General features: G+C 30.1%; 13 protein-coding genes. 5 read left to right on the forward strand and 8 right to left on the reverse strand.

Annotated elements, in window-relative coordinates; genetic code table 11:
• Positions 1-333 (forward strand): transposase (locus tag H527_RS22400; protein WP_035088508.1); only part of this gene is annotated, 333 nt, incomplete at its 5' end.
• A gap of 369 nt (positions 334-702) precedes the next feature.
• Positions 703-2,229, forward strand: a complete 1,527-nt coding sequence (locus H527_RS0116210; protein ID WP_027413664.1) for a right-handed parallel beta-helix repeat-containing protein — start codon at positions 703-705, stop codon at positions 2,227-2,229.
• A gap of 272 nt (positions 2,230-2,501) precedes the next feature.
• On the opposite strand, the gene H527_RS22405 is transcribed toward H527_RS0116210, so the two are convergent.
• The 4 genes from H527_RS22405 to H527_RS0116230 all read right to left on the reverse strand — a co-directional run bounded on the left by H527_RS22405 (position 2,502) and on the right by H527_RS0116230 (position 3,801).
• Positions 2,502-2,810 carry a CCC motif membrane protein gene (locus H527_RS22405; RefSeq protein WP_035088511.1) on the reverse strand — a complete coding sequence of 103 codons (309 nt, stop codon included), beginning with the start codon at positions 2,808-2,810 and terminating at the stop codon, positions 2,502-2,504.
• Positions 2,811-2,818: 8 nt separating this feature from the next.
• Entirely contained in the window at positions 2,819-3,109 is a 291-nt protein-coding gene (locus H527_RS24830) for a DUF2752 domain-containing protein (protein WP_051316824.1), read from the reverse strand.
• A gap of 86 nt (positions 3,110-3,195) precedes the next feature.
• Positions 3,196-3,516 carry a CCC motif membrane protein gene (locus H527_RS0116225; RefSeq protein ID WP_027413666.1) on the reverse strand — a complete coding sequence of 107 codons (321 nt, stop codon included), beginning with the start codon at positions 3,514-3,516 and terminating at the stop codon, positions 3,196-3,198.
• A gap of 15 nt (positions 3,517-3,531) precedes the next feature.
• Positions 3,532-3,801: a DUF2752 domain-containing protein gene (locus H527_RS0116230; protein ID WP_051316825.1), complete on the reverse strand. Its 270-nt coding sequence runs from the start codon at positions 3,799-3,801 to the stop codon at positions 3,532-3,534.
• Between the two features lie 200 nt (positions 3,802-4,001).
• On the opposite strand from H527_RS0116230, the gene H527_RS0116235 reads away from it, so the two are divergent.
• Together H527_RS0116235 and H527_RS0116240 are read left to right on the forward strand one after the other, a co-directional pair.
• Positions 4,002-4,214, forward strand: coding sequence for a hypothetical protein (locus H527_RS0116235; protein ID WP_027413668.1), 213 nt, complete (start codon positions 4,002-4,004; stop codon positions 4,212-4,214).
• A complete protein-coding gene (locus H527_RS0116240; RefSeq protein ID WP_027413669.1) occupies positions 4,211-4,765 on the forward strand; it encodes a Smr/MutS family protein in 555 nt (184 codons plus the stop codon). Before H527_RS0116235 ends, H527_RS0116240 begins: the two co-directional genes overlap by 4 nt.
• 36 nt (positions 4,766-4,801) lie before the next feature.
• Here H527_RS0116240 and H527_RS0116245 read toward each other — a convergent pair whose 3' ends face one another.
• Together H527_RS0116245 and H527_RS22410 are read right to left on the reverse strand one after the other, a co-directional pair.
• The gene (locus tag H527_RS0116245; RefSeq protein WP_027413670.1) at positions 4,802-5,818 is read right to left on the reverse strand and encodes a hypothetical protein; all 1,017 of its coding nucleotides are present in this window, start codon (positions 5,816-5,818) and stop codon (positions 4,802-4,804) included.
• A gap of 18 nt (positions 5,819-5,836) precedes the next feature.
• Positions 5,837-6,742 (reverse strand): hypothetical protein, encoded by a 906-nt coding sequence (locus tag H527_RS22410; protein WP_051316826.1) that lies wholly within the window; start codon positions 6,740-6,742, stop codon positions 5,837-5,839.
• Between the two features lie 182 nt (positions 6,743-6,924).
• Between H527_RS22410 and H527_RS0116255 the strand changes: the two genes are divergently transcribed.
• Positions 6,925-8,073, forward strand: a complete 1,149-nt coding sequence (locus tag H527_RS0116255) for a cysteine desulfurase family protein (RefSeq protein ID WP_027413671.1) — start codon at positions 6,925-6,927, stop codon at positions 8,071-8,073.
• An 84-nt stretch (positions 8,074-8,157) separates the two neighbouring features.
• On the opposite strand, the gene H527_RS0116260 is transcribed toward H527_RS0116255, so the two are convergent.
• Positions 8,158-10,626 (reverse strand): TonB-dependent receptor, encoded by a 2,469-nt coding sequence (locus H527_RS0116260; protein WP_035088514.1) that lies wholly within the window; start codon positions 10,624-10,626, stop codon positions 8,158-8,160.
• Positions 10,627-10,640: 14 nt separating this feature from the next.
• Complete coding sequence (locus tag H527_RS0116265; RefSeq protein ID WP_027413673.1) at positions 10,641-12,329, reverse strand: M23 family metallopeptidase; 1,689 nt, start codon at positions 12,327-12,329, stop codon at positions 10,641-10,643.
• Positions 12,330-12,389: the final 60 nt, after the last annotated feature.

Consider the following 12,389-nt stretch of genomic DNA (forward strand, 5'->3'; position numbering starts at 1 on the left):
GATTGTGAAAACAGAATTAAAGAACTCAAACAAGATTTTGGACTAGATAACTTTTGTCTCCAAGATTTTTGGGCTACTGAAGCTTCATTTAGATGTATAATGATGGCTTATAATCTGATGAGTTTGTTCCGACATTTTGCACTAAACCATCATAATCGGGCAACATTAAAAACCTTAAAAGTCTATTGCTTTGCATTAGGAGCTTGGCAGGTTAAACACGCTAATAAAAAGGTGTTGAAGATTGCTTTACCTGCTAAAAAGAGACCTTGGATGGACGGATTATTTAGTCAAATTAAAAATCTGAACCCTCCTTTTGTATATTCTAACGCATAAACTGGGTTAAAGACTTATTGGTAGTATTCATTCCTCTGAAAACAAGAGGAGGGTTTTTCACGGAATGCAGTGTTTGATTATTATTATTTATTTATAATATTCAAAAATATTAATATACATTAAATAGATTACAATTCATATATGTGTAAATGGCTTATATTGTAGTTTTTAGGGTATTGAGAAAGAATGTATTTTACCTTTTTAACATAATATGTGCAAAATAAATAAGTATAGAAGGTACTTTGAAGAAGCGAATTAAAAATATAAGCATGACTAGTAGTATGGGGTAACAAATATTGAATACATATAAAAGAAATATTAATTTGTGTTAATGTTAAATTATGAAATCTATATATAAAACCTAAACCTATGAAAAAACTATTTGTAGTGGTTACTTTGTTATTATTTCAAAGTATAATTTTTAATAGCTGTAATTCTTCAGATGATTCAGTGTCAGATATAGTTCAACCAGATAATCCAGATCCAGACCCTATACTAATAGATCCTGATGCATTTTATGTCGATCAGGATCACGTTGATGCCAATGACACAAATGATGGGCACTATAAAAAAGATGGAGGTACTGGACCATGGAAAACAATTCAAAAAATGCTAAATACATTAGAAGGAGGAGAGATAGGTTATGTTAGAGCATCTGCAGGAACATATATTCCTACAGTAGTAACAAATGCCTTTGATGCTACTGCTTTTTTTGTAACCAAAAGCGGTACAGTAGAAAAACCGATTACAATTTCTGGTTACCCTGGAGAGCGTCCTAAAATTGGATTTTCAACTTTTGAAGAAGGTAAATCTAATCCTAACTATAGTGGTTTTGCTGCCGATTTTACTACAAGCTATGTGGTCATCAAGAATTTTGAAATTGCAAATTTGTCTGGATCAGGAATATTTACTAACCCCGATCATGATCCACCAAATAAAGGAATGGTGTTTGAAGATTTACATATCCATGATCTTATAGGAATTGATAATGTAGGTGGAATTCGTTTAGATGGCTGTGATAGTTGTGTGATTAAAAATAATATTATACATGATATTTATGATACTCACTCAAACAGTAACCCAATAACAAATCGCCCTTATGCATTACACTCTGGTATTCATGGATATCAACCATCTAATTGTATTATAGAAAACAATCTCATCTATAATGTAGATAAAGCTATTTTTCAAAAACAGGCGGATGAAACTCATGAAAAATCGCATATAGTCAGAAATAATATTATTCGTAATGCTAATAAGGGGCTTGTGATGGAGATACAAGGAAGTGGTTTACCAGCTCCTTTAAATGCAGAATTTTATAATAATTTGATTATTGATGTTGAAACTACAGTTTCTATCCCTTTACAAGATGTAGGGGAGCAAGGAGATGGTATTTTGATTTACAACAACACTTTGATAAACTGTGGAAGTATAGGCTATATCCAGGAAATGTTAGGTATAGAAATATTTAATAATATCATTTTTGGTAATAAACCTAAATGGTCTTCTAATACCAATATGCCACTTGTTTTTTCTACAGGAGCTACCGTTGGTGTAACAACATTTAAAAATGGAATTAGTTATTTTGATAATAATCTTTATTTTAATATAGCTGAAAATTGGGTGTTAGAGCGTGATGGACCTAATACTATTGATATAAATTCTTTTTTTGACTGGCAAAATACTATTGCGCCAGAATACGGATTGGCTTTTAATCCTGATCTGAATTCTAAAATTGCTGATCCACTATTTTCTAGTTTAAGTACTGAAGATTTTTCACTCAAAACCAATAGTCCTGCTTTGATAATGGGGCGTGGTGGAAATTATGAAGTAATCATAGGAGCCATTAAAAATGGATCCAAAATTGGACCTAATTGGAAATTAGAGGCTTTGTAGAAAGAAACCATAATATTATTGCAAGAGAATAAACAGTAATTTATTGTATATATTTGTAATCAGAGCCAATGATCTATAAAAAAGAGGCTGTCTGAAAAGTAAAATCAAAACTAAATTGCTAACCTGGTCTTGTTATTATGTATTTAATTGTTAGCGATTTAAAAACTTATACAAGCTCAGTTTTACAAAGAAAGGTTACTTTTCAGACAATCTATTTTTGGTAGTCATTAGTTTTTTACTTATTGAAAAATATTGTTTTTAATGATATTTTTCTAAGAATTTAAGATCTCAGACCAAGGTAACATTGCTCCCATAAAAATTATATAGCCAATAATAACAAAAAGATATAAAGAGCTTAGTATTACACCTATTATAGCACAAATCTTACCTGCCTTTAAGTTATCATACCCTAAATATAATTCGGGGTTAACTAAGTACAGATCTTTAGCTTTTTTTGCAAGAACCAATGCGATAACACCAAATATTAGTCCTAAGATTCCGTAACAAAAACAGGTTACAATCGATGTAATACCAAATATTAATACCAAAGTAGCATTTGGTAATTGTTGTTTAGTTTCCATAAAATATATTAGAATTTTATAATATAATTTGCAATGATAAGTATAGTATTAAGAAGATAAAAATATTGAAGAGTTTTTGCGCCTTTTTTAAAGTTTAAAAAAAGATGTACAATTAAATATACAAACATTATTATAATAGGAATAAGTGCTGGGTACATTAAAAATGAATCTATCAAGTTTCCTTTTAAAAGTAGTATAAAACTACGTTGAAGCCCACAGCCAAGACAATTTAAGCCAATTAATTCCTTTCCAGGGCATTTTAGAGTACTGGATTCTAATTGGTTAATTAAAATTTCCAAATATATTGATCTAATTAGTATTTATGTAAAAAGCTGTTCAGAATAATATTTCGAACAGCTTCTTTACTTCTTTAATAAGATTAAAATTATGCTCCTGCAGATCTTTTCATTTCTTCAATCATCTCCATATAACCATCCATACCAATGGTTACAAATATAAATATAACATATATAAGGTATATTGCACCAAGAGCAATACCAACTATAGCTAATATTTTACCTGTTTTCACATTTTGAAATCCTGAGTATAATTCTTGATTTTCATTGTATAAAGTTGTAGCTTTTTTTGCTAATACTAAAGTTATAATAGCAAGAATAATTCCTATACCATAACAACAACATCCTACAATCGATAAAATTCCAAGAACTAAAATTAAGGTAGAGTTAGGTAATGCTTGTTTTTCCATGATTTAATTGATTAGTTAAAAAATAATTTTCATTTTAATTATATAGCTTATAAGCATAGTAAGTATCGTAAGTATCATTAAAAATATTTTAATATACTTATCATACTTAAATTTAATAAAAAAGTTGAGTCCCAAAAAAAGAAGTAGAATGAAAAGAGGGTAAATAGCTGGGTACATATAAAATGCAGCAACAAAATCTCCTTTAAAAAGAAGAAGTATAGATCTTTGCATACCGCATCCTAAACATTCAACACCAAAAATTTTTTTGTTTAGGCACGGCAACATATAAGTCTCCAAAGTCGAAAATCTTTATAATTTTTGAGGTGCAATATACATAATTAAGTTATTTAAAGCTTTTAGAGCTTAAGAAATCTATTATTTAATACTTTTGCGATATTAAAAAACTATACTATTTTAATAAGAACAGTATATAGGAGTTATTATAATTAGTTCTTATGTAGCTAATAAAGAAATTAAGGTAATAGATGAATTACGAAAAAACAAAAAAGATAATAAGAGTGCTTTTTATAATAGTTGGTGGTACAGCAATTATAAGTGAAACATTTTTTGAGGATAAAAATTATTATATTCAAAGTATAGGAATTGTTTTATTAATGATGGGCTTATTTATGGTTACTACTACCGTAAAATCAAAAAAAAATATTGAATCTGATCCATCTTTAGAAGAAGAAGAATGAGTACAATAAAAATAGGGGATACGGTATCTGTTTTAGATGAACCGATCACAGGTAAGGTTGTTCATATTATTTCAGACGAAATAACTATAGAGACTGAAGATGGTTTTGAGCTTGATTTTTTTATTAAAGAAGTAGTAAAAATTGAAACAGGAGAGATGATTCTTCCTTCTTATGAAGATGTATATAAAAATCTGCAAGAAAAAGAAGTCTTTAAAAAGAAACCTAAAAGAGCAGTAGTAAAACCAAAAGAAAGGAATGTTGCGCCAATGGAAGTAGATTTGCATATTAATAAACTAGTGAAGACTACTAAAGGAATGGCTAATCATGATATAGTTACACTACAGTTAGACACAGCGAAAAGACAATTGGATTTTGCGATTAGTAAACGTATTCCGAAAGTGATTTTTATTCACGGAGTAGGGCAAGGAGTGTTAAAAGAAGAACTAAAATATTTTTTTGGAAGATATGATAATATAAAGGTTTCTGATGCAGATTATAAAAAATATGGTTTAGGAGCAATGGAAGTATATGTTATACAAAATCCAAAATAATTGTTTTTGGTTGTTGTCGATAAAATAATAAGATGACTATTTTAATATAATTTCTTCAGTATCTAATAATAAGGCATCTATTTGTATTGGAGAGCCTGTACCTTCTAAAATAATATCTTTTAGAGTATAAGATCGATTAAACCTTTCTTTGCCATCTAGAGGGGTTAGTTTTACATAACTAATTTCTATAGAACCTCTATTGCCTATTAATTTTCTAGTAGTATTAATAGAAAGCGGGATATTATTATTACAAAAAGATTCTACAATATTGTTTTCTGGAATAGCAGAATCAAACTCTTTGTATGTGATTTTATTAGTGGTTGTGTTTAATACAATTTTAGTAGGTGTTTCTTCAGATATATTTTCTAATAATGGAATAATGTCAAAAAAATCATTTACAAAATTTATAGTAATGACCTTGTTTCTATCTTCGTTTAATTTGTATATAGTAAAAGTATTAGGGGGAGCTTCTGTGCAATTTTTTATTTCTCCTGTAAAACCAATAGATATGTCAGCTTCTATAGTGTCATTACCAAGAACTAATATTTCATTTCTAATTGAAATACCATCATTACTCTCTAAGGTAGGGTTAAGAACTGTTAATGTTCGTTTAAATCTTTTTTGAGTATTATTAGTAGATTCTAGCTCTTCATAACTAATTTCAAGTGTACCATTAGAACTAATTAGTTCTTTAGTTACATTAGTATTGTTTGGAGGTACAATAGAACAAAAATAGTCTGATCCTGAAATATTAGAGCTAAATTCTCTGTATATTAATTGATTAGTATCTCCGTTAAGAGCAATTGTAGTAGGTTCGGTTGTAGAAATGTCACTGGTGTTAGGACGAATATTAAATGTAGAGCTATTAAAGCTCATAGATATAGTACTATTAGTAGTTTTATCTACTTTAAAAAAAACGAAAGTATTTTTATTTAAATTAGCACAGTTTTCTAATGGAGCATCAAAATTAGTAATATCATTGTTAATAATATCTCCTTCACTACAGCTAACTATCAGTGTACTTATAAGTATATGGTAAATAAATTTATTCATAATATAGGATAAAATAAGCTACATTTTTTTTGTTGTTTTAGGGATGGTAACATCTCTAGAACCAAATGAAAAGTTTTTGTCTTTAAAATTTTGATTATTACCATCAAAAATAAGTCCATTTATAGATACAGTAGTTCTAAATGTTGTTTTTATAGTGTTATCAAGCTTGGGATCTACACTAACAGAAGTATTGGTAGATTGAGGATCTAAATAAAATAACTTTCCAGATTCAGGGTCCCTATCGTCTCTTGGGTTTCCATTTAGATTAGCATCTTCATTTCGGGTTAAAATTCCATCATTATCATCATCTTCCTCAAGATAATCAGGTATTCCATCTCCGTCCGTATCTCTTGGGTTATCATTGTCAGGAATTTCATTTGGTATTTCTACGCTAGTTAAAATATTATCATTGTCGTCATCTTGATCTTTATAATTAGGGATACCATCTCCATCGGTATCATCATCTTCAAGGTTACCATTTCCATTTAAATCTTCATCTTCTGCTGGAATACCATCACCATCATCTTCTAAAATAATTTGGGTGTCTATTTCGGCAGATCCATTAGTTCCTACAAGTTCTTCTACTATGGTAATGTCATTAGGAGGAACATTAGAACAAAAATAGTCATTGGTTATTTTTATATCAAAATTTCGGTAAATTAAATTACTGGAGGTTTCTGTTAATTCAATTTGTAAAGGAGTTGGGCTTATAATAGTATCAGAGAATGTTTCATTAATAAAATTATACGAAATAGCCTCGTTAACGGTTTTTCCAATTTTAAAAAAAACAAATTCATTTTCTTTCGCACCTTTACATAGTTGTAAATCAGAGTCATTAAATTCGAAACTGGTAATAACAATATCGCCATCATCGCAAGAAATTAAAAAGAATAATAAAAATAGAAATGAAAACAGCTTTTCCATGTCAGAATGAGTATTTTTTTTGACAAAAGTAAAGGAATTGAAAGATTATAACGTGTCTCGTCGAAAATAATTTTATTTAAACTAGTTTTGTAGTGTCGATTAAGGATTTTTTTGATAAAAAATAGGTTTATTTTAAAGAATCTTTAAATCTTGTCTTTTTAAATAATTAATTATTTTGTTATATGCAAAAGGTATATTTTGATAGTGCTGCTACCACAGAGGTTAGGCCAGAAGTTATTGAAAAAATGGTTTCAGTATTAAAAGAAGATTTTGGAAATCCATCTTCAATACATGGGTATGGTAGGTCTGCGAAGAATCATATTGAACAAGCTCGTAAAAATATTGCTAATTATTTAGGAGTAAAAGCCTCAGAAATTATTTTTACCTCTGGAGGTACAGAAGCAGATAACCTAGTTATTAATAGTGTTGTTAGAGATTTAAAAGTTACCCATATTATAACATCAAAGATAGAACACCATGCTGTATTACATACAGTACAAGAAATAGAATCCCGTAATAATATACTGGTAAGCTATGTTGCGATACACCCAGATGGAACTATTGATTATGAGCATCTGGAATCTTTGTTAAATTCGTCTAAAGAAAAAACCTTAGTGAGTTTAATGCATGTAAATAATGAAGTAGGAACTATTTTAGATATAGATCGTGTAGGAAAACTTTGTAAGCAATATGAAGCTATTTTTCATAGTGATATGGTACAGTCTGTTGGGCATTACGAAGTTAATTTAAGCGAAATAGATGTTGATTATACTGCAGTAAGCGCTCATAAATTTCATGGGCCAAAAGGAATTGGTTTTGCATATATTCGAAAAAACTCTGGTTTAAAACCACTAATTTTTGGAGGAGAGCAAGAGCGTGGTTACCGTGCAGGAACAGAGAGTGTGCATAACATTGCTGGTATGGACGAGGCTTTACGATTATCTTATGAGAATCTAGAAGAAGAAAAAGCATATATTCAAGATGTAAAACAGTATTTTATAGATACACTGAAAAGTAATATTGAAGGTGTAAAATTTAATGCTAGTTGTTGTGATGTAAAAAATAGTACCTATACGTTGATCAATGTATGCCTTCCTGTTTCTGTAGAAAAAGCAGGTATATTATTATTTCATTTAGATATTAATGGGATTGCCTGTTCTAAAGGAAGCGCATGCCAAAGCGGAAGCGGTAAAGGGTCTCATGTACTAACAGAAATCCTTTCGGATGAAGATTTACAAAAACCATCTATACGTTTCTCTTTTTCGAAATATAATACAAAAGAAGAAGTAGATTATGTAGTGGATGTATTAAAGAAATTTATTGAGGAGTAATCTTGAAGTATTACAAAAAGCTTATTACAAGTTTAAAAAAAAAAACAGTATCTATATTTCTTACAAATTAGATACTATTTTTTTTTAAAACTTCATTCCTAATCGTACATTAAAAACTCTAGGAGTTAAGTAATTAGGGATAGAAAACTGTCTTCTGCTAGCAGCATCTCTTACATACGTATTAGTAATGGCATTTTGATTGTTAAATATATTATAGATTTCGAAACCAAGGTTTAATTCTCTAAATACATTAAGAAAATGACCTTCTCTTAGTCTTTTATCTTTGTCTACTAATACATAGGATAATCCTAAATCTGCTCTTCTATAATCTCGTAATCGGGTTTGAAAATTATAAGGATTAGCATAGCTGGGAGATCCTCCTGGGACTCCTGTTTGATATACCATATTTAAATACATTTTTAAACTTGGTATTGTTGGTACATAATCTTGAAAAAGCACTCCTATTTTTAATCGCTGATCTGTAGGTCGTGATATATAGCCTCGGTTATCAATATTTTCTTCCGTTTTCAGATATCCAACACTTACCCAACTTTCTGTTCCTGGTACAAATTCCCCATTAAGCCTTAAATCTATTCCTTGTGCATACGCTTCCGCATTATTTCTGGCACGATATCGTATTCTAACATTTTCGATAGTATACGGATTTACATCCGTTAGTTTCTTATAATATATTTCTGTGGTTAATTTAAAAGGTCTTTTCCACATAGAAAAACTATAATCGTTTCCTAAAACAACATGTATAGACTGCTGTGCTTTAACATTAGGTCTAACAACACCTAGAGAATCCCTTAGTTCTCTGTAAAAAGGAGGTTGGTGATACAAACCACCAGATACTCTAAATATCATATCCGATTCCCAATCTGGTTTTATAGCAACCTGTGCTCTTGGGCTAAAAACTATTTGAGAATCTGCGCTGTTAACTGTACTCCCAGAAATATTCCAGTTATGTGCTCTTACTCCTATATTTGCCCAAATTTCACTTTCTTTTATAGTAGATCGAATACTATATTGAGCATATCCAGATATTCTGTCAATTTTTACATTATTTATAGCTCTGGTATTTGTAAAGGGAACAATTGGAGTAGCAAAAGGAGAATAAGGCTGATTATTTACAAAATCAAATAAAGGGGGTCTTATAGAAAAACCCGCCGAATCAATGATTTCGTATTCTTGTAAACGATCTCTAATATCCTCAGAAGTATATTTAACACCCCAATCTAATTGATGTTTGTCGGCAATATAAGTTCCTTTATGCTCCAAATTTAAAATCAATGCATCCAAATCATTACGGGCATGAGTTAATTGAGAACCAATACCTTCACTAAATTCTACTTCTCCCAAGTTTTCACTGCCAATATCGGTATTAACCGTTCCTAGCGCATAGGCAGCAAGTATATCATAATATTCTTGTTCTTGTGTATGGTAGGCAGAAGCTATTAATTTTAAAGTTAAATTGTCGGTAGCTCTATAGGTTCCTTTTAATGCGCCAAAGTATGTTTCGTATTTATCTTTTTCTTGACCTTCATATAATACAGTTAAGGCTTGTACTGTTTGTAAAGTTCCAAAATTTACTTGTTCTCTTAATGGTTCGTAGTCGTAAGTGTTAATTCCTACGTTACCCAAAAAGCCCAATTCAAATTTATTAGAAAAATTATAAGAAAGGTAAGTTTGTATATCGGCAAATCTTGGTTGAAAATTGGTTTCTGCTTTTTTTGCATCAACTAGCAAACTATTATCTCTATATCGAGCCCCTACTATAGCTGCCATTTTTTTGTTTTTAGAAATACCTCCAGCAGAAACGCTGCCTCCTAAAAGACTAAAATCTGCTGTAGCTCCTAATCTGGTAGGTCTTTTATAAGTGATATCTAAAACCGAAGAAAGCTTATCGCCATATTTAGCTTGAAAACCTCCTGCAGAAAAATCTACATTGCGTACCAAATCCGTATTCACAAAGCTAAGACCTTCTTGCTGACCAGATCTAATTAAAAAAGGTCGGTAAATTTCAATTTCATTTACATACACTAAATTTTCATCATAATTACCTCCCCTTACAGAGTATTGCGTGCTTAATTCGTTATTGGAACTAACTCCTGGTAAACTTTTAAGAAGCCCTTCAACTCCTGCATTTGCGGAAGGTGTTGTTCTAATAGTTTCAGGGTCTAATGTTGTTATGCCTTCTACTACTTTTCTTTCTCTGCCCGATATAATTACTTCACTAATTTGTTCTATATCATTTTTTAGTATCGGATTCAACTCATACTCTTGATTTTCTTCAAGATTAACAGTGAATTGCATGTTTTTTAAGCTAATATGCGATATGGTTATTTCAACCTCTTGATTTGTAGGGATAGTAAGCTGATATACGCCATTTTTATCAGACTGAGTACCTGTATCTTTGTAGGTAATATTTGCTCCTTGAACAGGTGTATTATTTTCATTTAGGATAACGCCTTTTAAAATTGCGTTTTGGGCTGAGGAAGAAACACTGATTAAAATCAGGGAAATCAAGAGAAAGAAAAGTTGGTTTTTCAAGGAAGTAAGAGTATTTAAGGTTTTCTAAAAAAAGTTGTTTCGAATGTTGCTTTATTATTTACATTATCTAACACTACAAGTTTAAAATTATTTTCTGAACTATTATTTATTTTGTCATTAAAGTCATATACTAACATTCCTGTTTTATAATCATATTCTAATAAAATAAATTTTCCGTTTATGGTACCTCTATAACTTTTTACTCCAGATTCAGCATCATTTATTTTAATTTTTAGGTGAGTAGCATCAGACATCCATTTTCTTTCGGATACGTTAATAGGTACAATTGTAGGTTTTTGAGTGTCACTAAAAAGGGAGTAAGTGCCAAATGTTCTTGTTCTTGTGGAGAATCTATTTCCTTTTTTTGAAGTAGTAGAATAATATGATTTGCCAGATGAATTAACTCGTCCTATAAATAGTTTTTTTCTGTCTTCTTCTTTATATCGGGATACATCAAAAACAAGTGTCATATTTTTATGCAAAGGCGTTTTGCTATTATGTATTTTAGCAGTCTCTCCAGTAACAGATATGTCTAAATAAGTATCTTCATATAAACTTCCTTTGGGTATTAAAAGATCAAAAACACCAGAACTATAGGTGTAATTTTCATTGGCTTTAGCGTGCTCTTCTGTTTTTAAAAGATCTGTTTTTGTAATAACCTCAGTGTATTTTCCTTGTATTGGTATATGTATTGTAGTGGTATTATTTTTATAATCTTTAATGTGTATAGTGTAGTTATAAGAAAGACTATCTTGTATTTCGATTATTCCATTCTCTATTTTCTTCTTAAAAATAGTCAGTGGATTATTTTTTTCTACAAAAAGCTTAGTAATTCTACTTCGATATTCTTTAAAATAAGAGTAATCTATAAGTCTATTAATATATCGTGTTTCTGCAAAAGAAAAACGATTCATTTCTAATTTTAGATTTTCTTGACCATTAACTTCTGTAATGATTTGGTAAACACCATTGTTGTTATTTGCTGAATCTTGCTTATCTATAGTAGATACTCCAAAACCGATTTTACCAAAGGCTTCTATGCTTTCAGATTTTAGACTTCCGTCTTTTTGTGCAGACAATCTTAATTTTACAGGTTTTTGTGCGCTATTAATATGAGCCTTTTGATTAAGACTATACGCCCACAAACTATTTACGATTGGTTTTTTAGTATCCAGAACCTCTATATTAAAAGCCATAGGATTCATAGGTCTTGATCTAGAGTCTCTAATTTCAAAGTGTAAGTGAGGTCCAGAACTACCTCCTGTATTACCACTGTATGCTATAATATCTCCTTGTTTTACTAATAGAGATTCAGATTTTGGATAAAGCTCTATTTCATAAGATTCTTTTATATATTGTTTTTCTTTTACAAAAGCTTCAATCTCTGGTGAGAATTTTTTTAAATGCGCATAAACAGTGGAGTAACCATTAGGATGTGATATGTATAGAGCTTTGCCATAACCACCATGAGAAACTTTTATCCTGCTAATTCTTCCAGATGCAGAAGCATAAACATTAAGCCCCTCTTCTCCTTTAGTTTTCATATCTAAACCAGAATGGAAATGATTTGATCTTAATTCACCAAATGTTCCAGAGGTAATAATTGGAATATCTAACGGATGGATAAAAGTCTTTTTAGCGGAGTCTTTCTGTCCATAACAAAAAGAAAAATTAAGTAAAGCGAAAAAAATAAATTTTCTCATAAAAGAGGAATCTGTATGAATGATTTGTATTTGATGTATAAAACTACTTATTTTTTTGGA

Source organism: Aquimarina muelleri DSM 19832 (assembly GCF_000430665.1).
GTDB classification, from domain to species: Bacteria; Bacteroidota; Bacteroidia; order Flavobacteriales; family Flavobacteriaceae; genus Aquimarina; species Aquimarina muelleri.